General features: G+C 38.5%; 25 protein-coding genes. 10 read left to right on the top strand and 15 right to left on the bottom strand.

All coding sequences use genetic code 11. The features are described from left to right. Window positions 1–270 precede the first annotated feature (270 nt). Window positions 271–1,044, top strand: a complete 774-nt coding sequence (locus tag AAEY68_RS01725; RefSeq protein ID WP_007581974.1) for a YggN family protein — start codon at window positions 271–273, stop codon at window positions 1,042–1,044. 98 nt (window positions 1,045–1,142) lie between these two features. Here the strand turns inward: AAEY68_RS01725 and AAEY68_RS01730 are convergent, their stop codons facing one another. After that, the gene (locus AAEY68_RS01730; RefSeq protein WP_024592827.1) at window positions 1,143–3,572 is read right to left on the bottom strand and encodes a zinc-dependent metalloprotease; all 2,430 of its coding nucleotides are present in this window, start codon (window positions 3,570–3,572) and stop codon (window positions 1,143–1,145) included. 154 nt (window positions 3,573–3,726) lie between these two features. On the opposite strand from AAEY68_RS01730, the gene AAEY68_RS01735 reads away from it, so the two are divergent. Further along, entirely contained in the window at window positions 3,727–4,695 is a 969-nt protein-coding gene (locus tag AAEY68_RS01735; protein ID WP_024592826.1) for a class 1 fructose-bisphosphatase, read from the top strand. 185 nt (window positions 4,696–4,880) lie between these two features. Here the strand turns inward: AAEY68_RS01735 and AAEY68_RS01740 are convergent, their stop codons facing one another. Continuing rightward, on the bottom strand, window positions 4,881–5,207 hold the full coding sequence (locus AAEY68_RS01740) for a hypothetical protein (protein ID WP_024592825.1): 327 nt from the start codon (window positions 5,205–5,207) through the stop codon (window positions 4,881–4,883). Window positions 5,208–5,250: 43 nt separating this feature from the next. Here AAEY68_RS01740 and AAEY68_RS01745 point away from each other — a divergent pair, with 43 nt between their 5' ends. Then, complete coding sequence (locus tag AAEY68_RS01745; protein ID WP_024592824.1) at window positions 5,251–5,610, top strand: DUF5522 domain-containing protein; 360 nt, start codon at window positions 5,251–5,253, stop codon at window positions 5,608–5,610. 450 nt (window positions 5,611–6,060) lie between these two features. Here AAEY68_RS01745 and AAEY68_RS01750 read toward each other — a convergent pair whose 3' ends face one another. From AAEY68_RS01750 to AAEY68_RS01785, 8 genes are all read right to left on the bottom strand, one after another. After that, complete coding sequence (locus AAEY68_RS01750; protein ID WP_024592823.1) at window positions 6,061–6,894, bottom strand: sulfurtransferase; 834 nt, start codon at window positions 6,892–6,894, stop codon at window positions 6,061–6,063. Between the two features lie 3 nt (window positions 6,895–6,897). Further along, window positions 6,898–7,323, bottom strand: a complete 426-nt coding sequence (locus AAEY68_RS01755; protein WP_004335499.1) for an FAD synthase family protein — start codon at window positions 7,321–7,323, stop codon at window positions 6,898–6,900. Between the two features lie 76 nt (window positions 7,324–7,399). After that, window positions 7,400–8,464 (bottom strand): CDP-glycerol glycerophosphotransferase family protein, encoded by a 1,065-nt coding sequence (locus tag AAEY68_RS01760; RefSeq protein ID WP_024592822.1) that lies wholly within the window; start codon window positions 8,462–8,464, stop codon window positions 7,400–7,402. A gap of 64 nt (window positions 8,465–8,528) precedes the next feature. After that, window positions 8,529–8,948: a group I truncated hemoglobin gene (locus tag AAEY68_RS01765; RefSeq protein ID WP_007581961.1), complete on the bottom strand. Its 420-nt coding sequence runs from the start codon at window positions 8,946–8,948 to the stop codon at window positions 8,529–8,531. After that, a complete protein-coding gene (locus AAEY68_RS01770; RefSeq protein ID WP_024592821.1) occupies window positions 8,948–9,781 on the bottom strand; it encodes a DUF3034 family protein in 834 nt (277 codons plus the stop codon). Before AAEY68_RS01770 ends, AAEY68_RS01765 begins: the two co-directional genes overlap by 1 nt. Continuing rightward, a complete protein-coding gene (locus tag AAEY68_RS01775; protein WP_024592820.1) occupies window positions 9,768–12,083 on the bottom strand; it encodes a bifunctional diguanylate cyclase/phosphodiesterase in 2,316 nt (771 codons plus the stop codon). Before AAEY68_RS01775 ends, AAEY68_RS01770 begins: the two co-directional genes overlap by 14 nt. Next, window positions 12,076–12,738, bottom strand: coding sequence for a methylamine utilization protein (locus AAEY68_RS01780; RefSeq protein WP_024592819.1), 663 nt, complete (start codon window positions 12,736–12,738; stop codon window positions 12,076–12,078). Before AAEY68_RS01780 ends, AAEY68_RS01775 begins: the two co-directional genes overlap by 8 nt. A 122-nt stretch (window positions 12,739–12,860) precedes the next feature. Then, window positions 12,861–13,964 (bottom strand): phosphoribosylaminoimidazolesuccinocarboxamide synthase, encoded by a 1,104-nt coding sequence (locus AAEY68_RS01785; protein ID WP_024592818.1) that lies wholly within the window; start codon window positions 13,962–13,964, stop codon window positions 12,861–12,863. Window positions 13,965–14,142: 178 nt separating this feature from the next. Between AAEY68_RS01785 and AAEY68_RS01790 the strand changes: the two genes are divergently transcribed. From AAEY68_RS01790 to AAEY68_RS01805, 4 genes are read left to right on the top strand one after another with little or no spacing between them, the layout of a single operon-like run. Further along, window positions 14,143–15,213 (top strand): CDP-glycerol glycerophosphotransferase family protein, encoded by a 1,071-nt coding sequence (locus AAEY68_RS01790; RefSeq protein ID WP_024592817.1) that lies wholly within the window; start codon window positions 14,143–14,145, stop codon window positions 15,211–15,213. Between the two features lie 7 nt (window positions 15,214–15,220). Next, complete coding sequence (locus tag AAEY68_RS01795; RefSeq protein ID WP_024592816.1) at window positions 15,221–15,919, top strand: ABC transporter ATP-binding protein; 699 nt, start codon at window positions 15,221–15,223, stop codon at window positions 15,917–15,919. Continuing rightward, window positions 15,916–17,229 (top strand): ABC transporter permease, encoded by a 1,314-nt coding sequence (locus AAEY68_RS01800; protein WP_350585401.1) that lies wholly within the window; start codon window positions 15,916–15,918, stop codon window positions 17,227–17,229. The genes AAEY68_RS01795 and AAEY68_RS01800 overlap by 4 nt, the downstream gene beginning before the upstream one ends. 14 nt (window positions 17,230–17,243) lie before the next feature. Beyond that, window positions 17,244–17,744 (top strand): DUF3299 domain-containing protein, encoded by a 501-nt coding sequence (locus tag AAEY68_RS01805; RefSeq protein ID WP_350585403.1) that lies wholly within the window; start codon window positions 17,244–17,246, stop codon window positions 17,742–17,744. Between the two features lie 109 nt (window positions 17,745–17,853). Here the strand turns inward: AAEY68_RS01805 and mutM are convergent, their stop codons facing one another. Together mutM and AAEY68_RS01815 are read right to left on the bottom strand one after the other, a co-directional pair. Then, window positions 17,854–18,663, bottom strand: coding sequence for a bifunctional DNA-formamidopyrimidine glycosylase/DNA-(apurinic or apyrimidinic site) lyase (mutM, locus tag AAEY68_RS01810; RefSeq protein WP_024592813.1), 810 nt, complete (start codon window positions 18,661–18,663; stop codon window positions 17,854–17,856). Next, complete coding sequence (locus tag AAEY68_RS01815; protein ID WP_024592812.1) at window positions 18,663–19,178, bottom strand: hypothetical protein; 516 nt, start codon at window positions 19,176–19,178, stop codon at window positions 18,663–18,665. The genes mutM and AAEY68_RS01815 overlap by 1 nt, the downstream gene beginning before the upstream one ends. A gap of 118 nt (window positions 19,179–19,296) precedes the next feature. On the opposite strand from AAEY68_RS01815, the gene AAEY68_RS01820 reads away from it, so the two are divergent. Further along, complete coding sequence (locus AAEY68_RS01820; protein WP_024592811.1) at window positions 19,297–20,223, top strand: manganese-dependent inorganic pyrophosphatase; 927 nt, start codon at window positions 19,297–19,299, stop codon at window positions 20,221–20,223. Between the two features lie 201 nt (window positions 20,224–20,424). Here the strand turns inward: AAEY68_RS01820 and rpmG are convergent, their stop codons facing one another. The 3 genes from rpmG to radC all read right to left on the bottom strand — a co-directional run bounded on the left by rpmG (window position 20,425) and on the right by radC (window position 21,777). Then, window positions 20,425–20,580 carry a 50S ribosomal protein L33 gene (gene rpmG, locus AAEY68_RS01825; RefSeq protein WP_004335545.1) on the bottom strand — a complete coding sequence of 52 codons (156 nt, stop codon included), beginning with the start codon at window positions 20,578–20,580 and terminating at the stop codon, window positions 20,425–20,427. An 11-nt stretch (window positions 20,581–20,591) separates the two neighbouring features. Then, window positions 20,592–20,828 (bottom strand): 50S ribosomal protein L28, encoded by a 237-nt coding sequence (gene rpmB, locus AAEY68_RS01830; RefSeq protein ID WP_004335549.1) that lies wholly within the window; start codon window positions 20,826–20,828, stop codon window positions 20,592–20,594. A 274-nt stretch (window positions 20,829–21,102) separates the two neighbouring features. Next, entirely contained in the window at window positions 21,103–21,777 is a 675-nt protein-coding gene (gene radC, locus AAEY68_RS01835; protein WP_007581936.1) for a RadC family protein, read from the bottom strand. Window positions 21,778–21,921: 144 nt separating this feature from the next. Between radC and coaBC the strand changes: the two genes are divergently transcribed. Together coaBC and slmA are read left to right on the top strand one after the other, a co-directional pair. Further along, complete coding sequence (gene coaBC, locus AAEY68_RS01840; protein WP_350585404.1) at window positions 21,922–23,115, top strand: bifunctional phosphopantothenoylcysteine decarboxylase/phosphopantothenate--cysteine ligase CoaBC; 1,194 nt, start codon at window positions 21,922–21,924, stop codon at window positions 23,113–23,115. Between the two features lie 111 nt (window positions 23,116–23,226). Continuing rightward, complete coding sequence (gene slmA / locus AAEY68_RS01845) at window positions 23,227–23,814, top strand: nucleoid occlusion factor SlmA (RefSeq protein ID WP_007581932.1); 588 nt, start codon at window positions 23,227–23,229, stop codon at window positions 23,812–23,814. Window positions 23,815–23,847: the final 33 nt, after the last annotated feature.

The following is a 23,847-nucleotide window of genomic DNA, read 5'->3' on the forward strand; positions in this document are numbered from 1 at the left end:
AAAGCTTAATTAACTAAATAGCTGTATCTATTTAAACTTCATTTTTAAAACCACGTGTTCTTATTTAGATGTGAGCTAACACTACCTATTTAGCTTTATACTAAGTCCTTTGTTGTACTGTTGATTTTACTCAACATAGCCGTATCTAAAAACTCAAGCTGCGCTCTATACAGCTATTGTGTGAGATAGTTGATAGGTTTATTTTCCCTTGCATAAAGTTGTTTTTTTGTTAACCTACTCGCCTTCCATTTTAGTCTTTTTGAGGTGTTTATGGCGTTTCTATCTCGTTCGATATTGGCGTTGTCCATAGCGCTCTCAAGCAGCAGTGTCTTTGCTCAAGCCCAATGCGATGTTGAATTACGTCATGGTTTAATTATTACTGACGATGCGATTCGCATATTAGATAAAGGCCAGACTCGTGTACAAATTAATAACAATAACCAACTATTTATTCGCGGTTATTGGGTTGATTTAAGCGATGACGAAAGCAAAGTACTCGAACAGTTTAGTAATGGTATTCGCCACACAGTCCCCGAATTAGTAAACCTGGCTACCGATGGTGTTAACTTAGGTTTAAGCGCTATTGAACACGTAGTTGAAGGTATGTCAGATAAAGAGCCTGAAGTACTAAAAACACAACTAAAGTATGTAGAGCGCGCGCTAATGGATAAGTTTAAGCGCGGCGATGACTTCTTTTTTATAGCCCCTCAATCACTTTCGCAAATAGATGATTTTTTTACTAAAGAGATCAGCCAGCAAATTCACTCTGCAGTGCATGGATCGTTAGGTGCTATTTTGGTATCACTCGGAGATGCGTTTAAATCGCGCGAAGGTAATATAGAAGATCGTATTAACGACATGGGCCAACGCATGGATATTATCTCAAGAGAAATTGATAAGTCGCTACAAAAAAAGGCGCATCAATTAGAGCTTAAAGCTTCTGAGTATTGCGAATGTTTAAACGCACTCGATGTAACCGAATCTCGCTTACAGGCAATAGTACCTGGTATGGCCGATTACGATTTAGTGCAAATAAAGTCTTAGTGTACGTATTCGTTTTTAGAATAAAATAACACCGAGTATAAATATACTCGGTGTTTTGCTTTATGATTGATTAAAAATAAGCGCTTCTACTTTTTATTCTAAATTGGTGAGCCCGGTGGGATTGGCAGCACTTTAAAGTTGTTTGGCCATTGCCCTTTAATTAAAAACTGATTTACTTGCTCAGCTAAATATTGCTTAAACGCACTCTCGCCAGTACTTGTATGGCTCAGCATGGAGTTTTGGTTAAAGTCTTCACTCAACTTAACTAAGTAGTAACGTAACTGCGCTTGCACTTCAGGGCTTGCACTATCGCTTGCTACTAAATCAGCCATGGCTTTTGCTGTTAAAAATTGCACACGCTGAGTTATTTTACCTGTCATTGTATTAGGTGACGACACGTTAAACACTTGGCTATATAGTTCCTCAAGTAACTCATCTAAACTATAAAAGTCATTACTACGCGCTTGTTGCTGCGCTAAGCGATTTAAACGCTGTGCATTTAATAAAAGCGACAAGCTGTGCTGCACTGCAACCTCGGGTAATGCCATTGCATCGAGCGTTAACCCTGTGCGCCCAACTATGCTCTCGCGCGATTTAGACTCGCCATATGCTTTTGGCGGAATTAGCGATAACACAGATTCAGGAAGTAATAAGTTACTTGGCTTAAGTGTTGCAAAAATAGCGTTTACCGCTTCTTGCTGTGTTTTTTTATTAACGACTTGTGCGCCTTTTACGGGTGAGTCACTGCGTGTTTCGTATTCGTAATCAACACCGGCTATAAGTTTCACTGCAGCCTCAACCTGAAAACGGTGAAACAGATAAAGCGGAACTAGTTTTTCTTCTAATTGCGATAATGAGTCGCCCGTTTTAATATTATTAATACCAAACTGCGAAAGCGCTTTTTTACGTACGTCGAGTACTCTTAAAAGCTCCTGCGAAGGATTAGTGCCGTTATCCCATAAATGAGCTGTTGGATGCGCGCCACCTTTAGCACGAGCATCACTATCTGATATAAACTCAAGGCCTTTGGCTTTGTTCTCTTTTAAAATAGCAGCAAGTTCTGCGCTTTCATCTTGGTTAGTAAAATTGCTATAGCCATATTTAATTACTTGGGTATCCCACACGCCCATGCCTGTTGCATAGCCGCGCGTTACATCAAGCTTACCTTGTTCATTAAAACTAAGTAGCGGATGTGGGTAATCCATTACTGAGGCTCTATCCCCTACCGATGCTGCAAAGTTATGAGAAATACCTAACGTGTGGCCAATTTCATGTGCGCTTAATTGGCGAATACGATCAAGCGCCATTGCTTGCAAGTTTTTAGCAACTTCATTGCCTTTTGAATAAGGAGCAGCGAGAGCTTCGGCTATTAAAATATCTTGGCGAACACGCAATGAGCCGAGTGTTACGTGCCCTTTAAGTATTTCACCTGTACGTGGGTCGATTACCGAACTACCGTATGACCAACCACGCGTTGCACGGTGTACCCATTGAATGACGTTGTAACGAATATCCATAGGGTCGGCGCTACTTGGCAGCACTTTTACTATAAATGCATTTTTATATCCTGCCGCCGTAAATGCGTCGTTCCACCACTTTCCACCTTCAAGCAAAGCGCTTTTAACGGGCTCTGGAACGCCAGGATCAAGGTAATAAACAATTGGTTTAACAGGTTCACTAATAGGTAAGCTTGAATCCTTTTTAGTTAAACGATGGCGCGGTATATAACGCACATACATTGACTCGCCAAGTGGCGCTGCGTAATCTTTATGTTCTATACTCCAAAAACCTGATTGTGGATTAAACTTGCGCGGCGTGTAGTTATCGTCTGGTAATTGAATAAGTGAATGGTGCATGTGTACGGTAAGTGAGTATGGGTCGGCACTTACTTGGCGAACAAATTCACCTGGTTTTGTGCCTTTAAATGTAAGTACAGCTTCAAGCTCGGTGTTTTTTACAAATGCTTTTGAGCGATTCATATAAACGGCGCTACGTGACTCATCAAGGCTAAAGTTACCTTGCTTACGCGCCGCAAGCGTTCGGCTTACGCCGTGTACATCACTTAATAAATAAGGTGTGTAATCAATAAGTGCTGTGGCTTTATCTTCTGCGACCACTTTAAAACCAGCAAGTATACTTGATGCAAACGCCTCTTTAATACTTTGCTGTTCGGCCTTGTTACTTGTGTTGGCACGATAGTAAGTATTTACAGCCCGCAGCATTACTTTGTCGCCAAAACGCTCAAACTGCACAAGGTGAGTATTACCAAGCTGACCTCTATCAAGGCCTATGTCGTTAGAGCCAATACCGTAAGGCAAGCTTTGCTGCAGTAAAAATTGTTGTTCAAACTTATCAACTTTTAAATATACTTTTCCGTTTTGGGTATCGTAAAAAAACGAATAATAGCCCGGAAAATGATTCATTTGCGTAGTAAATTCATCAATTGACTTAATTGCTGCGTGCGCTTGAGTTATGATAGAGCACAGCACAGTAAAGAATATGTAACTTAGTAGTGGTATTTTTTTCATAATCTTATCTTTGTTATTTGTGTTTTAAGTACGATTAGGTGGTCCCATTATAGGGTGCTATTTAAACAATACAGTTATTTAAGACGAATTTCAGCGCTCTAAGCTAATCTCTCTCACATTATGATTGGTTTTAACACGTTATCAGGAAAATAGAATGCGTAGACTCCCTCCAGTATTACTTGAAGATGGTTGTTCAAGAGAACTTTTATCATTAATTCGAACAATTTTAGCGGCATGTAAAGAAATTTCGTTTCGCGTTGGTCAAGGCGCGCTTTCTGGCGTATTGGGCTCAACCCTTGATGAAAACATTCAAGGTGAAACTCAAAAAAAGCTCGATGTATTATCTAATCAGCTGTTAAAAGATATTTTACTGGAATCAGGTACGGTTAAAGCAATCGCCTCTGAAGAAGAAGACTACACAGTAGCAGGTAACCCAGACGCTAAATTTATAGTGGCATTTGATCCATTGGATGGCTCGTCAAATACCGATATTAACTCGCTTGTCGGTACTATATTTTCTATTATGGAAGCGCCTGAAGGTTCTGATGCCGCTGACGAAAGCATTTTTATGCAGCCAGGTCATAAGCAAGTTGCAGCAGGTTACGTACTTTACGGCCCGTCAACAATGCTTGCGCTGACTACAGGTAAAGGCACGCGTATGTTTACCCTTGATAAAACACAAGGCAGCTTTTTACTTACACAAGATTTTGCTGATATTCCTGCTGATACAAACGAATTTGCCATTAATACGTCTAACCAACGCCATTGGCAACCAGCTATGCAAAACTACATCGATGATTTGCTAGCAGGTGATACAGGCCCGCGCGCTAAAAACTTTAATATGCGCTGGATTGCAGCAATGGTGGGCGATGTGCATCGTGTACTTAGCCGTGGTGGTTTATTTACTTACCCTAGTGACACTAAAGATCCTAAAAAGCCAAATAAATTACGCCTACTTTACGAAGCAAATCCAATGGCTATGTTAGTAGAGCAAGCTGGCGGTATCGCATCAACCGGTACCGAGCGTATTATGGATATTCAGCCTGATGCAATCCACCAGCGTGTAGCCGTTATTTTAGGTTCTAAAAACGAAGTCGAAACGTGCTTGGGATATCATAAATAATCGCTTAAAACGATTGTCTTCAATTTAAAAAACCGCATTCAATTGAAATGCGGTTTTTTTGTAGGTGAGGTTTTACACCTCGCTTTTTAACCACCAAAGCCACGCTACATGAGCGCGAAATAAATTCGCACCTACAGGGTTGCATATATTGTAGGTGAGGTTTTACACCTCGCTTTTTAAACAAATCAAATTTTTACTAACGCAACTATTTGCTCAATCTTTTGATGGTTAAGCTCCCCCATTTGCTCACTATTACTGAGTGCATAAATAAAACCTTCGTGCTCTGCACAATCAATGTCATCTCGCGATTCAATTACGTTTGCCCAAAGCTCTAAATCATCTAAGTCTATTTCGTCACTTAAACAGCGCTTAAGTACATCAATTAAAACCTTGGTTGAGAGAGTATAATGAGTTTTATTGCTATCAGCAGGGCTTGAAACGATAACCGATATAGCTTCGTCCCTTTGCTCACCAAATGTAATAAATTCAGCTAATGCTTTTTGTGTATTCATAATATTTGTTATTCTTGGCTCACTGTTACTAAAAAGAATTATAATGACTCAACTTAACTGCGCTAAATGCCACCGTACTCTAACGTGTAATGTAGACGATATATCAGCGTGTTGGTGCAATGAGCTGCCGGCTATTTTACCGCTAGATATCACAGCAACAAGTTGTTTATGCCGCAAGTGCACGCTTAATAAAATAAATACTTTTTTAGAGGGTGTTTATACACAACCTATTAAAACTCAAATAGACTTTGCAAAACAATTTAGAGGTAACGACAATTTAATTGAAGGGCTCGACTACACCATGCAAAGTGGTTACATGATATTTAGTAAGTGGTTTTTTTTAAAGCGTGGTTCGTGCTGCAAAAATGGTTGTAAAAATTGCCCTTATGGTTTTAGAAAATAAAAACCATTTAATACAAATACGAGCAAACATTGGTTTTTACCTTCTCATTTTCTTCTCTTTCACTTCTTCTTGTGAATAATATTTTTAAGTACTGTTATTCACAAAGAGGTTTAGAGGCGCTGCGCTTTTAGAGTAAGTTATTGTATAAAAATAGTATTCAAATACGAGTAAGCACTGGTTTTTACCTTCTCACTTTCTTCTCTTTCACTTCTCCTTGTGAGTAATATTTTTAAGTACTGTTATTCACAAAGAGGTTTAGAGGCGCTGCGCTTTTAGAGTAAGCGATTGTATAAAAATAGTATTCAAATACGAGCAAACATTGGTTTTTACCTTCTCATTTTCTTCTCTTTCACTTCTCCTTGTGAGTAATATTTTTAAATACTGTTATTCACAAAGAGGTTTAGAGGCGCTGCGCTTTTAACGTGAGCAAGCTTTACATATCCAACACGTCTACTTTTCTCCCGTGGCGATGGGCAATGAATCACTTGCGCCCCACTCACTCCACGAGCCATCATAAACGCTTAAATTACTGTAACCACATTCAGTAGCAAATAACGCTAAAACACACGCTGTAATACCTGATCCACAGCTGAATTGTAGCTGCTGCGCATCATCAACCACGTCATTAAATATCGCTTTAATTTCAGTAAGTGGTTTTGCTTCACCTTTATTAAGTAAATCCATAAAAGGTAACGAGCGACTATTTGGGATATGCCCGCTACGCATACCTTTTCGGGGTTCACTTTCTTCGCCTGTAAAACGCTTATAAGCACGTGCATCTAGCAACACAGTGTTAGGCTCATCGATTGCGTCAACCACTTGTTGGCTATTAATAAAATACTCAGAATTATAGTTTGCCGTAAAATCACCTTTACCTAACGCTTTGCTATAACCTTGTTGTATGGCGTAACCGCTCTCTAACCACTTTTTAAGACCACCACTGAGTACTTTAACATTGTGATGCCCCATAGCTTTAAACATCCACCACGCTCTAGCTGCACTAAATAAACCGCCATCTTCGTATACAACTATAAACGAGTCGTTATTTACACCTGCATTTTGCATCACGTGGGTAAACTGCTGCTCGCTGCATACCGTACTTGGTAAGGGATTTGATCTATCGGCCAATTCGTTTTTTATGTCAAAACGTTTAGCGTTAGGCAGCATTGCTTGCGGCGAATAAGTACCCAAAACACCTGGGCGCAGCATACCTGCATCAAATATCACTAATGCAGGATTATTAAGTTGCTCGTGTAATTGCTGACAGCTAATTAGGTTTTTCATTAATTATTTAGCACTACATATTTTGTCTAATACGTTTCTTAATTTTGTACTAGATGTATGAGAGGTATAAGAGAAATAACATATTTCAACATTAAACTTTTTAAAGTCAGCTTCTATTTGGTTCCACTTATCGGTGCCCTTCCAATCATCACCCACGAACATTTTATCAAACTTTAAGTTGTTCCAGGCTTCTTCTTTGTCATAGTTAACCTGGGGAACAACTTCATCAACAAATTTTATTGCTTCAACTATTTCCATACGCTCCTGAAAAGGAATCACTGGTTCTTTATTTTTAGCTGACTTGCTTAACTCATCGGTAGTAATACCCACAATTAAGTAATCACACTCTAATTTGGCTCTTTTCAGAATATTTAAATGACCTATGTGGAATAAGTCAAAAACACCCGTTGTATATCCAATTTTTTTCATTTCTAAAGCCCAATTATAATTTAGAGTTTATAAATCCTTTTAGTAGTTCGATTACATCCAAATACTTTTGTAATAGTTACTTATTTTTTATTAAATATTGAACAATTCTGTTACTTGCTTTACCGTCCATTTTACCCGCTAACTTTTCTGATAAAGACAATCTAATATTAGCTAAGCTTTCTGGTTCAGCCAGTTGTTGTTCAACTAACTTTTTAAGGTTTTTATATTTTTTGGCGTGTATAGCAACATTCGCATACTCACCATAATCTTGATCCATTCGCTTTTTAAAACGATATGAAAATATTCCTTTGTATCCCCAACGCAACTTCAAAAAATCGCACCAAATGACCGGCTTGTTTAACAGAGCAAATTCAAATAAAGCTGATGATGCATCACTAATCAATAAATCTGCTTTATCTAAAAAAGGCACTAACGAATAATCTTCTACTTTTGCTAAATATACATTGGGATACGTTGACCAATGATCTAGCAATTTCACGTGTTTTTTATAACGCTCTTTACTAATAGAAAAGTAATGAGGTTTTATTAAGATGTTGTAATCGCCAAAATGTTCCGGCCAATTTTCAGGAAATAACTCTAAGCTGCTTGGATAAAATGTAGGAGCGTATAAAATAGTTTGTTTTTTATTATCAAAGTTAGTTAATTCTAACGTGCCATCAATTTTTTCCTTATTGAAAATAGGGTCTAATTTGCAAAAGCCTACATCAACAAATTCATCATTTGGATACATTGATTTTAAACGGTTTAGTCTGTACTGACCTTCAACAAACCTAACTGTCATTGCTTGACTAGACTTAGTATAGTAACTTGATTTAGGGCCTATTCCATGTCCGAGCTGAGCGCTTTTAGATACTTTATGTAAGCGGTCTAGGTAACAAAAAGAGTTAGCAAAAAAAACCCAATCAGCTTTTTCATTTTCGTAATAAGCAATTGATTGTTGTTGTTCGTTAACCCAGATGTGCTCTAAGTCATAATCATCTATAACACGCTGGATTAAGTGTTCATGGCTATTTTTATAAAATACAAATTTACTTTTGATGCCATTTTTACATAATTCTTTATATACAGGGATATACTGAGGGAGATAGTAAAGACTTTGCGTATCAAAAATTATATTCATATAGGATCACTATTATTTTTTCTTTATATTCTACCTTGAAAGCAGCATAACAAAAACAAAGTGATTACATTTTTATAATTTCACCACGAAGTGGTGCCATTCTAGAGAGAATATCGTTTTGTAAGCTATGGCTAATATTTTGCTCATTCATTGCATTTATAAGCAAATCAACCACATGATTAAAGTCTTTCTCTGTAATATGCATACCAGTATGAATTGCCACCATAGAGTCGCCATCATATGTACACGGGCCTTCTACTAGCATGCACATATGAGTAATAAACCCTTGGCGAAAGTACGCTATATTGCTGTGTTCAAAGTAATGAATTATCTGCTCGTCATTACCTATTTGATAGATAAAGCTATCAACAATTCTACCTATCCCCGCTTTACCATCGAGCTTTTGATAAAGCGATAATTGTGTTGAGCTAGCACAACTACAAAGCAATCCTACGCATACTATAAAAATACCAACGCTTTTCATTACCAATACCCTGTTACCGATAAATACCAACCTGTTTGATCGTCAGCCCCTGCAATGCTTCCTAAATCAAGGTAAGCCGCTGTCACACTTACGTGCTTATTAGGCATCCATGCTACAAATAAGTCTTTCCAATCTTGTTCGCCTAAGTTTAAGTTATTTGATTTTTGACGATACTCAACACCTACGGCTACTTCACGACTAAAAAATATAGCGGTGCTGCCTTCAAATAGCACTTTACCACTACCATTTTCTCCACCGTAGCCAAGCAAACCAAGTTGATTAGCTTCGCTGTATCGTGTAGTTACGTTCCAAAACCAGTTATAACCAGCAATGGCCCCTAAATGTAATTTACTAGCAGCGAGGTAATAGTCAGTGCCGCTAGTATCTTCTGCGCCTACAAGTGTTGCAATACTGCCATCATCCAGTGATTTATGCTGAATACCTAAGCTAAGTTGTGGCCAATCACTGTAAACAATATCACCATATAAACGTATTTTAGCACCTGTAATTGATTGCTCTATTTCAGCATCAAGTGCTGGTACATCAAAGCGCTGTTGGGCATAGCTCAGTTCAACACGATTAAATAAATTAAGCTGTGCACCACATACATCAAGTGTGTAGTCGGTTACATCTGCGCGGCTACAAAAACCATTTACCGAAAATTCATCATCACTTGCGTACCCAGCAAGTTGTGCCCATGGCACAATACCGCCGCCACCGCTGCCTTCTATTTGAGAGACTCCCGGCGTAGCTAGCAGTTTTCCATTGCTTGCAACACTCGGTAAAGTAAATATTAATAACAGACTAGCTAATAAACATTTAATTTTTTTCATAGTATTCCTCTAGCCATCTCTCTAATAGCTCTGCTTTTAGAGGCCTACTTAGGTAATATCCTTGTGCATGGTCGCAATGCATACTTTTAAGTAGATTTAACGAGCCAAGCGTTTCAACCCCCTCAGCTACAACCGAGAAGCCTAGCTGGTGCCCCAGCGTAATTGATGATTGCACTATAAATTGATCTTTTTGTGACTCATCAAGCTTTAAAATAAAGCACTTATCTAGCTTAAGCTCATCAATAGGTAACATTTTTAATCGACCAAGTGATGTTTGCCCTACACCATAATCATCTAATGATATTTTAACGCCAATTGCCTTAAGATTTTCGAGCGCTTTAATGCCTTTCTCTTCGTTTTCGATCATATCGCGCTCAGTAAGCTCAATAGTGATCAACTTAGGATCTACTTTGTGTTTTTTAAGTGTGCGTACTAATGCGGAATGAAAACCTGGAAATGCTATATCTTGCGCAGATACATTTATTGCAGCCTGTAAGTTTATATTTTTAGATTGCCAATCAGCGACTTGTGCAATAACCGTATTAACTACCCACGCGGTTAGCTCAACGATAAGCCCCGACTGCTCCGCTAAGTCAATAAATAGCTCGGGGTTAACCCAGCTTCCGTCTTTTCGTTGCCAACGAATAAGTGACTCAACTTTATCTATTTTTTGCGTTTTCATGTGTAATTTAGGCTGATAAGTCATAAATAACTGGCCATCGTCATCACTAATTGCCTGCTTTAATTCATCAAGCATTATTAAGCGTTCTAAATGCGCTTCGTCCTCACCATTTTGATAGTGATGTATGCTTTCTTGATTATTGGCTGCACTTTCTACTGCGATCAATACACGGCGCATTAAGTCATCACTCGCGATGCCTTGCGTAGGATACTGCACAATACCCGCACTGAAGCGTAAATTAATTTTAAGTGTTTGAATTGTATAGCACGCTTGTAATTGTGCCATTAAACCCACAATACCGCTTTTTTGCTCACGTACTGCAGCAGTCGGAAATACCGTTAAAAACTCATCGCCACCAATACGTGCATGAAAGCCCCCTAATTCATCCGAAAACTCACTTATTCTGCAAGCAACCGCTTTTAAACAGTCATCGCCGATGCGCGGGCCTAACTTGTCGTTAATATGACGAAGACCTTTTATGTCTATTGCAACAAGCGTGTACTCGGCTGATGAGTCTAACTCATCATCAAGCACCTCAAGCATGGCTGAGCGGTTATAAAAGCCTGTTAGGGAATCGTGCCTGGCTTGAAAGCTAATTTGTTGCTCGCGCTGATTAATATCATTACCCATGCTATCAAACGCTGCGACTAGCGTGTCTATTTCGGTACTTTGCCTTTGGCCTTTAAACTCAAAGGCATAATTACCTTGTGCAAATTGCCTTGCAATTACAGCTAGTTGAGTAAGTGGCGTAGTTAAATTATTTGCAAATATGCTGCTCGTAATAACACCTACAAACATAGTTAAAATAGCTAAAATAATAAGTGTAAATAAGAGCTTATCAAAGTCATTATAGCTTTGTGTTAAATCAGCACTCAGTAAAATAATTATGGGATGGGTCAATAACGATGGTAGGTCTATATCGCGGTTACGATACACCAAGTACTCACCAAAAAAACGCGATGTGGTTACGGTACTAAAATAGCTAACAGGTTCAAATTGCTCAGGGCGATTAGCTAATGAGCTAATAACAATATCGTCAGCACTGCCTATAAAACTTACATCCATGCCTGTTAAGCTTTTTAGTTCATTAGCTACATTATCATCAATTTTAAAACCTACTAAACTATAGGCTACTGTTCGCGGTGCTTTTACAGGTAATAAAATAACTTGATACAGCTCGTTATTAAGCACCACAAAACTAGACTCTTCTGGCGCACTTAAAAGCTCTTCCATTAGCGGTTTTAAGTCATGTGCAAAAGCATCTTCATTTGTATTAGCCGAAATTAACTTACCCGACAAATCAAGTAACAGCATTAATTCAGCATCAATACGCTGGCTATGGTTGAATAGCACACTGCTTATTGTACCGGCATCTCGCGTTGCTACAGCTTGCTTAAAACCAAAGTCGGAGGTGAGTACTTTTGCTGCGGTTAGTAGTAGGCTTTCTTTTGATTTTAAATATTGCTTATAAACATTTTGCGCTACGGTAATGTCTTGATTTACTTTTTGTTCTTGAAACTTACTCGTAGACCACCAAAAACTAAACAAGCTGACCATAGTGGTTAATAACACTAAGCCAACACATAAAATGGTTATGCGATTTCGTAAACTATTAGTCATTACCAGCCTTAAACTTACTACCAAAAGTGTTTCTAGGTGCTGGAGAGGATGTATTTACAGTTATCTGTAACTGTTTTTGAGAATTAATTGTTATCATTTTTTTATTCTCCAATGGCGCTGTTTGTAAAGGATGCCATACACTCACTTGTGCAGGTAGTGTATTTATAGGCAAACTTACATGGCCTTTTTTATCTGTTTTATATACGGATTCACTACTCGCTACATAAATATAGCCCACCATAGAATCATGAATATTACACCCTAAAACAACAACACCTTGCTGCTCAAACGTAATCGGCTCTTTTGGTTGACCTGAATATAATCTTAGTTGAAAAGGCTTAGCTTGTGAAAAAGAATAAACATGATGGCGAATATTATCGCTGTTAGGAAAGTTAACTTTTTGACCCTGTTGTACAACTAATAATTCGGGTAAAAACTGCTTATGAACTTGATCCATTATAGCAATGGGCAAATTTGATGGTGTGGCCTGCTTGTCAGCAATATTAAGCTCAACCACTGCACCTGATAACTTTTGGCCGTGTTGATCTTGTATTACTAAATCAATATTAGCACTTAAAGCAAACTGACTAAAAAACAAACCTATAGCTAAAAAGTAACTGCTTTTTACAAATTTTTGCAATGCCCGTTCAAACATAACAACACCTAAATATTAATGTTAGGTTAAGTTAATTAGAGACGAGCACTAATTGCAAGAATTATAGCCCAGTAACTAAAAATAAAGACTTAGTTACTGGCTTTGTTAGCACTTAAGTGCTGCTATTTAACAATTAATCCGTAATCGTTATCTAAAATAGTAATTACTTCTTGGCGAGGATCTTCAGGGATCACAATATCTTCACCCACAATTTTGCTCGCTATGCCAACATAGGTATTTGACACTTCAAGCATTACTGATTCTGGTAAAATATAATCTTTAGCTAACTGCTCACGCTCATTCATGCGATCTTTATTTAATAATACGTCGCTCTCTGGCACATTATTAATAAGTAATTGGCGAAAGCCTTCTTTAGAATTTTCAACAATTTTACCGTCTTGATAAGCAGATTCATCCCAAATACGTGATGAATCTGGCGTGCCTACTTCATCAATATAAATAAGCTGTTGCGCGCCATTTAAATCCTCTACATAACCAAACTCAAATTTTGTATCTACAAAAATCTGGTCAAGCTTCGCTAATTCATCACTAATTAATTTAAAACCTTCAACTAACAGTTTTTCGTATTTGGTTACGTCATCTGCCGATTTAAAGTTAAATACATCTAAATTATTAGTAATGTTAGCGCGGGTAATATTTACATCATCAACGGCCGGAATATCGGCAACACCTTCAATAATACCTTTTGTTGATGGCGTAATTAAAACGTTATCAAGTTTTTGATTGGCTTTTAAGCCCTCTGGTAAATCAATACCACAAAAATTACGTATGCCTTTGGCGTAATCGCGCCACATGCTACCCGTAATATATTGGCGAGCAATTGCCTCTACTTTTACTGTACTGGCTTTGCGTACAATCCACACATACGGATGCGGAATATCAACAATATGATTACCCGCAAGGCCTGCTTTATCAAATAACTTAAACCAATGGGCTGCCACTGAATTTAACGCTATACCTTTACCTGGTACGCCATTTAAACCATTTTCACCTTGCCAAATGCAATCAAATGCAGAGATTCGGTCTGAAATAACCATAATAGCAAGCTCAGTACCTGTCGGTACTTGGTAGCCTTTGTCTTTAATTAATCGTGCGCTGTCTTCATCAGTTAACCAATAAACTGAACGAACTTTACCGCTGTGTACTTCACCTTTGGTACGAATGGGTAAATCATCGTTTACGTCTAAAACTTTATAGCTAGTCATGCTATCTCCGGGGTTAGGGATGCTCTTTGAGCAAAGTATGGTATGGGGTTATATGAGCTGTATAATAATCTAGCCAACCTCAAAGCTCAATCGGATGCTTAAAACAAATAAAGGCATATATTTATAAGCGAGTCGCAATGGGGTAAACTTAATGTGCTAACCAGCCTGAGGAGATAGCTTGAACTACTTAACTGCCACTAAAAATAAAAAATACTTGATGTATATTTCTCAAAATTACTCGTACGCTATTTTGAGACCTTTGCAGGCTGCAATATTAGCTAATGGTGGTGAAGTACGCTGGTTTTTAGCTGGTAGCGAAGTAAACCCCAACTTTTTAGCCGCAAACGAGCAGCGTTTAGATACAATTAAACATGTTAAAAGCTGGGCTCCAAACATTACATTTATACCAGGCAATATAATTCCTAATTTTATTCCTGGTAAAAAAGTGGCTGTATTTCACGGGTTCAATTCAGGAAAATTAAATCGGAAAGGGCAAGAGGATCACTTTAACATTCGTGGTTGTTACGATTTATATTGTACGCAAGGTCCAAATACAACAACCCGATTTAAAGAGCTAGCTAAGCAGCATGGTTTCTTTAAAGTAACTGAAACTGGCTGGCCAACACTCGATCCGCTTTTTAACGATACCTTAAATAACCCTTATATAAGTGACGACTCTCGCCCTACTTTACTTATATGCTCTACTTTCTCACGAAAGCTGTCACTTGCTCCTAAATTATATGAGCAAATAAAACATTTTAGTGAACAAGGTAAGTGGCGTATTTTGATGCAATTTCATCCTAAAATGCCTGCCGAATGGGTTAATAAATACAAAGCGCTGAGTAACGAAAATCTAACATTTATTGAAACCGATAATGTATTGCCGTTACTCCAAGCAGCCGATGTTATGCTGTGCGATACATCGTCAGTTCTTTTAATGTTCTTACTACTACGTAAACCGGTAGTCACGTTTTGTAATCAAAAACCACTTCCTCATTTACTCGATATTACCGACGCTGATGAAGTAGAAGCAGCTATTGAACATGCGCTTACTAAACCTAGTGATTTAATGCAAAACATAGAAAGCTATTGCCAAGAACTTCATCCGTATACCGATGGTCAATCTAGCCAGCGCGTATTAAATGCAGCTAATGAATTTTTACAAAGTAACGATAAACTAAAATCCAAACCACTAAATATAATAAGACAGCTTAAAATGCGTAAAGATCTAAACTACTGGGGTTGGTAACCAGATAATGATAAATCTAAAAAACGTTACTTTTAAATGGCATAAAAGCGATAGCTCACCCACGCTCAACATAAAAGAGCTAGTTATTGAAAAAGGTGAGCGTATTTTTTTACATGGCCCTAGTGGCTCTGGTAAATCGACATTATTAGCGATTCTTGCTGGTATTAATACCGCTACCAGCGGTGAGGTATCAATTTTAAATCAAAACCTCAGTACGCTAAGTAATACTGCCCGCGATGCATTTAGAGCCGACCATATTGGCTATATTTTTCAAAACTTTAACCTGCTTCCTTATTTAACTCCTATTGAAAATATAACGCTTGGGTGTGAGTTTTCAAAAAGCCGAAAACAAAAAACATTAAAGCAATCATCAAATAAAAACTCTGCCTTACAAAAAGAAGCGATGCAGCTATTAAATGCTTTAGGTCTTACTGTGCAGTATCACCATAAAGATGTAGCGACATTGAGTATTGGACAGCAACAGCGCGTTGCTGCAGCTCGCGCATTTATAGGCAGCCCTGAATTAATAATTGCTGATGAGCCCACCTCCGCACTCGATACAAATAACCGTGAAAGCTTTATAAAGTTACTGTTTGAGCAGGCAACGTTATCTAATAGTACGCTGGTATTTGTGAGCCACGATGAAACACTAAAGCCTTTATTTGACCGCTCTATTGACCTTATAAGTTTGCAGGAACAAGTATGATTCTCGCTAAACTTGCTTACAAAAGCTTATTAAATCGCCGCGCAAGTGTACTATTAACACTATTTACTATCGCAATTAGCGTAATGCTACTTTTAAGTATTGAACGTGTACGAATTGATGCTAAAAGTAGTTTTAGTAATACTATTTCGGGCACTGATTTAATTGTGGGTGCACGTACCGGCGACATACAGTTGCTGCTTTCGTCAGTATTTAGAATTGGCCATACTAATAACGGCGTAAGCTGGAAAAGCTATGAATACATAACAAGTCAGCGAGGCGTAAAATGGAGCATACCCATAAGCCTAGGCGACAGCCATAAAGGCCAAGCGGTACTAGGCACAACACTTGATTACTTTAGCCATTATCGCTTTGCAAAAAAACAAAATTTAACCTTTAACAAAGGCCACCCTTTTGCTGCAATTAACGATGTGGTGCTAGGTAGTGAAGTTGCAAATAAATTAGGTTATAAACTTAACGACTCTATTGTTATATCGCACGGTATGGGTAATACCAGTTTTCATCATCATGATGATAACCCATTTAAAGTCGTTGGTATTTTAAACCCAACAGGCACGCCTGTTGATAAAACGCTGCATATTCCTTTGGCTGCAATCGATTTAATTCACGGCGGTTCAAGTCCAGCTCACGCTGAACACGCTGAACACGCTGAACACGCTGAACACGCTGAACACGCTGAACACGCTGAACACGCTGAACACGCTGAACACGAAAAGCATAATGATTTAACAGGTCATCCTAAACAAATTACAGCATTTTTAATGGGATTTAATTCGCCTTTGTACACACTACAAATTAGGCGCAATATAAATCAATATAAGCCAGAAGCCCTGCTTGGGATTATGCCAACCGTAACACTTAAAGAGTTATGGGAAATGCTCGCCATAGTAGAAAAAATACTGTTACTATTCTCAGCTGTTGTCGTGTTAGTAAGCCTACTTGGCATGCTAACGACATTGCTTGCAAATTTAAGTCAGCGTCGTCGCGAACTTGCTATATTACGTTCGGTAGGCGCTCGCCCTTGGCATTTATTTACACTTATAAGTATTGAGTCACTACTGACCACTTTGCTTGGTTGCCTAGTAGGTAGTGCGCTTTACTATTTAGTTATTTTTTCAGCCGGCGGTTACTTACAAAGTCATGCCGGTATAAGCGTAAATATCACAATACTCTCTTACTATGAACTGGGCTTAATCGGCGTTATTATGGCAGCTGGTTTTATTATTGGCTTAATACCCGCTACTCGCGCTTATTTTTATTCACTCAGCGATGGCATGAGTATAAAAGCATAATTTTTAGGTACTCTATGACATTTTTTAAAACAGCAGTTAATTACAGCTTGTGTATTAGCTTATTATTTATAAGCTTTATAAGCAGTGCCAATCCACCAAAAGAAATTTTTTGGGAAGACTTAATCCCTAAAAACCACGTGCAAATAGACACTCAAGCACAAGCTAATCACGAAGGTAGTGATCAAAACTGGGTGCAACCCGATTTAGATGCACCAGTAGTAAAAGCACTTGATGGCCAATCGGTGAGTTTGCCCGGTTTTGTTGTACCACTTGAGGGCGATAGCGAAGTAATTACCGAGTTTTTACTCGTTCCTTATTTTGGCGCCTGTATACACGTACCACCACCACCGCCAAATCAAATAGTCCATGTAACAATTAAAGGTGGAGTACCAATAGATAGCCTATACGACGCAATTGTTGTAACTGGAATAATAAGTACACAAACATGGGCGGGTGAAATAGCGCAGGTAGGATATAAAATGAAAGCGGTCGGTGTAGCACCGTTCGAGCTTTAAAATAAAGGGCCAGCTTTTAAAGCTGGCCCTTAAATATCATTAAATTTAGAATCGATAAAATTTACACAACTAAATATTCAAATAACTAGATAACTAGATAACTAGATAGCTACTTTTGGCAATTTGAGCAAAAAATAGTACTGCGCTGCCCCAATCTAATTTCTTCCAATTCGTTTTCACACGTCATACATGGCTTGCCTTTGCGCCCATATACTAATAACTCTTGAGCAAAATACCCTGGCTTACCATCACTTTGTGCAAAGTCTTTAAGCGTTGTACCACCTTGTATTATAGCCGCAGCAAGCGTGTCTTTTATAATAGGGATAAGTGCTTGATAACGTTTGAGCGATACTTTTCCCGCTTCTCGCTTTGGATGTATACCCGCTTTAAATAACGATTCATTCGCGTAAATATTACCAACACCAACCACCACTGCGTTATCCATAATAAATTGCTTTACGGGTACTTTTTTATTGCGCGACTGTTCGTACACGCGTTTAGCAAAAAAATCATCGGTAAGCGGCTCAGGGCCAAGCTTAGAGAGTAGCTTATGCACTTCACCTCGCTCTTGCCATAAGCAGCAACCAAAGCGACGAGGATCGTTTAAGCGCAGTGCTTTACCGTTGCCAAAAATAAACTCAACATGGTCATGTTTTTTAAGCGGCTCATTTTTTTCTACAACACGTAAATTACCCGACATACCCAAGTGTAAAATAGTGCTGCCCAGTTCGCAGTGTAAAAGTAAATATTTAGCTCGTCGTTCAATACTAGTAACAATTAGCCCTTCAAGCTGATACACGTCATCAGGCACTGGCCAGCGCATACTGGCATTGTAAATATTTACCTTAGTAACTACTTGGTTTTGTACGTGGGGAGTGATGCCCATTCGGCTCACTTCTACCTCTGGTAATTCAGGCATTAATTAGACTCACTTTGTGAAAAATCAAAACTAGGAAATAACTGCTGTGCAGTTTTTAAATCGAGTGCGAGTATTCGTTGGCTACTCTTTTCGAGTAAGTAATATTGCCCATCGCCTTTATAAAGCAAATAAACCCAAGGTAAACTCTCGCCAGCCAACTCAAATGTAGCAACATATAAAGGCTCATTAGGATTAAAAACAACAGATTCGTTAACGCCCATTAACTGCGCGCTTTGCCATTGGTTAATTAAATCACTAAGTTGCTGCTCAGATGCTTGCCACACAAGCGGTATGTCTTTTTGTAGTGGGGTTGTACGCCAGCTTGTTCCTATTCGCTCAATTTTTTGATCAACAAATTGCAGTGTCAGTACAAAACTTTGCTGGGGGAGTACGGCTTGTAATGTTGGTTTATCCTCCCCTCCAAAAAGTTGCTTATGCCAGCCATTTAAGAAGAAGATCATAATCAACATCGAAAATATTATAACGTTGTTCCAACCTTTACGGCCCAGTCGCATATTAATACACCTAGTAAATTCAAGATTTTAAAGTGTAACTAAAACTTAATTGCGCTGTCTATATGTTAAAGGCCGCAGACTTTGTTAGAATATCGGCAAATTTAAAGGAGTTCCGTCAATGTCTATGTATGTAGTGGGCCATAAAATCCCAGATTCAGATTCTATTTGTGGTGCAATTGCACTGGCTTATTTAAAAAACCAAATCGATGAGCCTGCAATTCCAACTCGTCTTGGTGAAATTTCACCTGAAACTCAATTTATCCTTGATAAATTTGGCTTCGAAGCACCAGAGCTTAAATTAAGCTACGCGGGTGAAGATGTGTATATTGTAGATCACACAGAAAAAACACAAGCACCCGATGATATCGACCAAGCTCGCGTTGTTGGCGTGGTAGATCACCACAAATTAGGTGACTTAACATCATCTACTCCGCTTGAATGCTGGATTCGTCCTGTTGGTTGTTCAAACACTATTATTAAAATGATGTACGACTTCTACAGCGTAGAAATCCCTAAAGACATCGCGGGTATTATGATGTGTGCAATTTTAAGCGACACTGTCATATTTAAATCACCAACATGTACCACTGCCGATATTAAATGTGTTGAAGCGCTTGCTGAAATTGCAGGTATCGAGGACTTTAAAGAATTGGGTATGGATATGTTCCGCGTTAAATCTGCGGTAGAAGACACACCAGCACGTGATTTAGTAATGCGTGACTTTAAAGACTTCAACATGAACGGTAACCTAGTAGGCATTGGCCAGCTAGAAGTAATCGACCTTGCTGTTTTTGACGATATTAAAGCAGACCTTGCAGCCGATATTGCTAAGCTTAAAGTTGAGGGCAACCGCCACTCGGTATTTTTACTGCTTACCGATATAATGAAAGAAGGCTCAGAAATGCTAATTGTATCTGACGATGCAAACTTAGTTGAGCAGGCTTACGGTGTAAAACCAGAAAATGATAAAGTATGGTTAGAGGGTGTACTGAGCCGTAAAAAGCAAGTAGTACCACCACTACAAGATGCATTCACAAAAATCTAATGATACCAATTTTATTAAAAACATGATTATTTTATCGCATTAAATAGCTCACTAATTTAATGCTATTGGTATAACGTTTTTTTATTTAAAAGCCTTGTTGGTTATGCCAACGAGGTTTTTTTTATATCAATTCACTAATCATATTTTAAAAAACAAAAAACCCAGCCTAAGCTGGGTTTTTAAATTCTAAAAGAACTAAAATTACTTAATTTTAGCTTCTTTAAAAAGAACATGTTTACGAATCTTTGGATCAAACTTTTTGATTTCCATCTTCTCAGGCATGTTACGTTTGTTTTTGTCAGTAGTGTAGAAAAAACCAGTACCGGCAGTTGAAACTAAACGGATTTTATCGCGCATGATTCAGATCCTTAAACTTTAACGCCGCGAGCACGGATTTCTGTAAGAACCGTGTCGATGCCTTTTTTATCGATAATACGCATACCTTTAGTAGTAGTGCGTAATGTTACAAAACGTTTTTCACTTTCAACCCAAAAACGGTGTGTTTGTAGGTTAGGTAGGAAACGACGTCTAGTCGCGTTTCTCGCGTGTGAACGGTGATTACCAACCGCAGGACGCTTACCTGTAACTTGACATACTTTAGACATGTCTATATATCTCCAATAACTTCGCTCGAGCTTAATTTAATCTAAGGCCGTGTATTTCCGCCCTAGAGATAAATCGAAGGGCGCTCTTTATACAGCTTTTACAGGCAAAGATCAAACACTGATCTATCCAATCAGCTCATATATGTAAATTTGATAGCGGCTAATTATAAAGATCGAATGCCCTTAGGGAAAGTAAAAACTGCATTTAAATTAAACTAATTTGCCAAAACACGTTAAACAGCTCATTTTTAACACACTTCTGTATCTAACAAAGCTAAATCAGGCCTCGCTCGGCAAACGAAACACACGTTTCTCCACCAACAATGATGTGATCGAGCACACTTATGTCGACCAATTGCAGTGCTTGCTGCAATTTATTAGTAATAAGTTTGTCTGCTTGGCTCGGTTCTGCAATACCACTTGGATGATTATGCGCAAAAATAACAGCGGCTGCATTATTTTTAAGGGCAGCCTTTACCACTTCACGCGGATAAACGCTGGCAGAATTAATTGTGCCATAAAAAAGTATTTCATCTTTTACTAATCTATTTTGGCTATCCAGATATAACACCATAAATACTTCTTGTTGCAAACCTCGCATTTGAATTGTTAGGTAATCGTAAACTGAGTTTGGCGAATTAAACACGGCGTCTCGTTGGCAACGCTCCTGCATATAACGTTGGCTTAGCTCTAACACAGCTTGTAGCTGAACATACTTAGCGGTCCCTAACCCCTTTTGAGAGCAAAACTCCTCAATGCTGGCATTAAACAAATTATGAAGTGTTTTATTCTCGTTTAATAAATGCTGAGCCAACTCAATTACATTCATTCCCGGTAACCCTGTTCGTAAAAATATGGCAAGAAGCTCTGCGTCAGTCAGCGCCTTAGCTCCCTTTGCTATGAGCTTTTCACGAGGTCGAAGTGAGTTTGGTAGTGAAGTCAGTTGCATTATTCATCCTTGAGAGGCGAAAGTGTCTTATAAATGTAATGCAAATTTGAAATTTAGCCTGTTATTTCGAATTAAAAAACTTCGCTGTATGGGTAAAGATTTGTTATTTTAAGCCCAATATTTAATAAAAGCTGATGAACATCCATGACTAACTTAACAAACAAAAAAATTGTACTAGGTATTACCGGCGGTATTGCAGCTTATAAATGTGCAGAACTCGTTAGGCGATTAAAAGACTCTGGTTGTGAAGTAAAAGTAGTTATGACTGAATCAGCTAAACACTTTATTACACCACTGACCATGCAAGCCGTTAGTGGGGAAATAGTCTCTGACTCATTACTAGACCCTTCTGCTGAAGCTTCAATGGGGCATATTGAATTTGCAAAATGGGCTGACTTAATTTTAGTTGCTCCAGCGACGTGTAATATTATTGCTAAAATGGCAGCCGGCATTGCTGACGACCTACTAACGACGTTACTGCTAGCAACGCCTGCAAAAGTCGCAGTTGCACCAGCCATGAACCAGCAAATGTATGCACACGCAGCAACACAAGCTAATTTAGCCACATTAAAAGCACGTAACGTACTTATTTGGGGCCCGGGTAAAGGTGAGCAAGCGTGTGGTGATATAGGCGCTGGACGCATGTTAGAGCCTCATGAGCTAGTTGCGCTATGTATAGCAAAAGAGCAACCGCAATTACTTGCAGGAAAAACAATTACAATAACAGCAGGCCCAACGCGTGAGCCTCTCGACCCGGTACGTTTTATATCAAATCACAGCTCTGGAAAAATGGGCTATGCACTGGCAGAAGCCGCGTTGCAACTCGGTGCTAAGGTTAATTTAATTTCGGGTCCGGTCACTATAAAAGCCCCTACTGGCGTAAACCTTATCAATATAGAAAGCGCTGAGGAGCTATTAACTGAGTCACTTACCTATGCACCACAATCAGATGCTTTTATAGGTTGCGCTGCTGTTGCGGATTATCGAGCTGCAAACATTGCGACTCAAAAAATGAAAAAGCAAGGCGACGAACTCACTCTTACTTTAACTAAAAACCCTGACGTAATTGCAGCTATTGCCAATCTTAAACAAAACCGTCCTTATACTGTGGGGTTTGCCGCCGAAACTCAAAATGTAGAAAGCTATGCTAAAGGTAAACTAAAGAATAAAAATCTAGATATGATTTGCGCTAATGACGTATCAAAAAGTGGCTTAGGGTTTAATTCCGATCATAATGCTTTAACACTGTACTGGCATAACGAACAACTAGAATTACCAACTACAAGTAAAATAGAAATAGCTCGCAAGGTGATCGAACAGCTGGCTAAACATCTATAAAAAGGCTGGAAACAAACTGAATAAAACATTAACATACGCCAATCATTTGAACAAAAAATGACTAGGGTTCTTAACTGCGCCACTAAGAATAACTAATAAAAAGGAATGTTCATGCCTGCGACAAAAAGAAGTAATCGCAAAGAGCAAATACTGCAAGCACTCGCACAAATGTTAGAAACTAATTTAGGACAACGTATCACCACAGCAAAACTAGCTGCTGAGGTGGGTGTGTCTGAAGCCGCGCTATACCGTCATTTTCCGAGCAAAGCGCGTATGTTTGAGGGCTTAATTGAGTTTATTGAAGATACCCTTTTATCTCGTATAAATATTATTATTGAAAACGAAAAAGAAAGCCAAACGCGCATTTATAACATTCTATTATTACTTCTAACCTTTGCTGAAAAAAATCCAGGCATTACTCGTATTTTAACTGGCGATGCTCTGCAAGGTGAGCAGGAACGTTTACGCGAGCGGGTACAAAGCTTGTTTGAAAAACTAGAAACTCAGTTTAAACAAGTACTTCGTGAGCGTAAATTACGTGAAGGTAAAAACTTTCAAAGTGATGAGCTTACACTTGCAAACTTTTTACTTGCCTACGTTGAAGGCAAAATGAATCAGTTTGTACGTAGCGACTTTAAAGCAAAGCCAAGTGTTCAATTTGAAAAACAATGGCTTGAGCTACAAAAAATTTGGCTGTAATGTTTGCTAAATTAATAAATTAAATACCAAAAA

This window comes from Pseudoalteromonas sp. RB2-MNA-CIBAN-0110 (assembly GCF_040309305.1).
GTDB classification, from domain to species: Bacteria; Pseudomonadota; Gammaproteobacteria; order Enterobacterales; family Alteromonadaceae; genus Pseudoalteromonas; species Pseudoalteromonas arctica.

Bases quoted from the DNA above. Each gene is read 5' to 3' on its own strand.
- AAEY68_RS01725 (WP_007581974.1), top strand. From the start codon at position 271: ATGGCGTTTCTATCTCGTTCGATATTGGCGTTGTCCATAGCGCTCTCA.
- AAEY68_RS01730 (WP_024592827.1), bottom strand. From the start codon at position 3,572: ATGAAAAAAATACCACTACTAAGTTACATATTCTTTACTGTGCTGTGC.
- AAEY68_RS01735 (WP_024592826.1), top strand. From the start codon at position 3,727: ATGCGTAGACTCCCTCCAGTATTACTTGAAGATGGTTGTTCAAGAGAA.
- AAEY68_RS01740 (WP_024592825.1), bottom strand. From the start codon at position 5,207: ATGAATACACAAAAAGCATTAGCTGAATTTATTACATTTGGTGAGCAA.
- AAEY68_RS01745 (WP_024592824.1), top strand. From the start codon at position 5,251: ATGACTCAACTTAACTGCGCTAAATGCCACCGTACTCTAACGTGTAAT.
- AAEY68_RS01750 (WP_024592823.1), bottom strand. From the start codon at position 6,894: ATGAAAAACCTAATTAGCTGTCAGCAATTACACGAGCAACTTAATAAT.
- AAEY68_RS01755 (WP_004335499.1), bottom strand. From the start codon at position 7,323: ATGAAAAAAATTGGATATACAACGGGTGTTTTTGACTTATTCCACATA.
- AAEY68_RS01760 (WP_024592822.1), bottom strand. From the start codon at position 8,464: ATGAATATAATTTTTGATACGCAAAGTCTTTACTATCTCCCTCAGTAT.
- AAEY68_RS01765 (WP_007581961.1), bottom strand. From the start codon at position 8,948: ATGAAAAGCGTTGGTATTTTTATAGTATGCGTAGGATTGCTTTGTAGT.
- AAEY68_RS01770 (WP_024592821.1), bottom strand. From the start codon at position 9,781: ATGAAAAAAATTAAATGTTTATTAGCTAGTCTGTTATTAATATTTACT.
- AAEY68_RS01775 (WP_024592820.1), bottom strand. From the start codon at position 12,083: ATGACTAATAGTTTACGAAATCGCATAACCATTTTATGTGTTGGCTTA.
- AAEY68_RS01780 (WP_024592819.1), bottom strand. From the start codon at position 12,738: ATGTTTGAACGGGCATTGCAAAAATTTGTAAAAAGCAGTTACTTTTTA.
- AAEY68_RS01785 (WP_024592818.1), bottom strand. From the start codon at position 13,964: ATGACTAGCTATAAAGTTTTAGACGTAAACGATGATTTACCCATTCGT.
- AAEY68_RS01795 (WP_024592816.1), top strand. From the start codon at position 15,221: ATGATAAATCTAAAAAACGTTACTTTTAAATGGCATAAAAGCGATAGC.
- AAEY68_RS01800 (WP_350585401.1), top strand. From the start codon at position 15,916: ATGATTCTCGCTAAACTTGCTTACAAAAGCTTATTAAATCGCCGCGCA.
- AAEY68_RS01805 (WP_350585403.1), top strand. From the start codon at position 17,244: ATGACATTTTTTAAAACAGCAGTTAATTACAGCTTGTGTATTAGCTTA.
- mutM (WP_024592813.1), bottom strand. From the start codon at position 18,663: ATGCCTGAATTACCAGAGGTAGAAGTGAGCCGAATGGGCATCACTCCC.
- AAEY68_RS01815 (WP_024592812.1), bottom strand. From the start codon at position 19,178: ATGCGACTGGGCCGTAAAGGTTGGAACAACGTTATAATATTTTCGATG.
- AAEY68_RS01820 (WP_024592811.1), top strand. From the start codon at position 19,297: ATGTCTATGTATGTAGTGGGCCATAAAATCCCAGATTCAGATTCTATT.
- rpmG (WP_004335545.1), bottom strand. From the start codon at position 20,580: ATGCGCGATAAAATCCGTTTAGTTTCAACTGCCGGTACTGGTTTTTTC.
- rpmB (WP_004335549.1), bottom strand. From the start codon at position 20,828: ATGTCTAAAGTATGTCAAGTTACAGGTAAGCGTCCTGCGGTTGGTAAT.
- radC (WP_007581936.1), bottom strand. From the start codon at position 21,777: ATGCAACTGACTTCACTACCAAACTCACTTCGACCTCGTGAAAAGCTC.
- coaBC (WP_350585404.1), top strand. From the start codon at position 21,922: ATGACTAACTTAACAAACAAAAAAATTGTACTAGGTATTACCGGCGGT.
- slmA (WP_007581932.1), top strand. From the start codon at position 23,227: ATGCCTGCGACAAAAAGAAGTAATCGCAAAGAGCAAATACTGCAAGCA.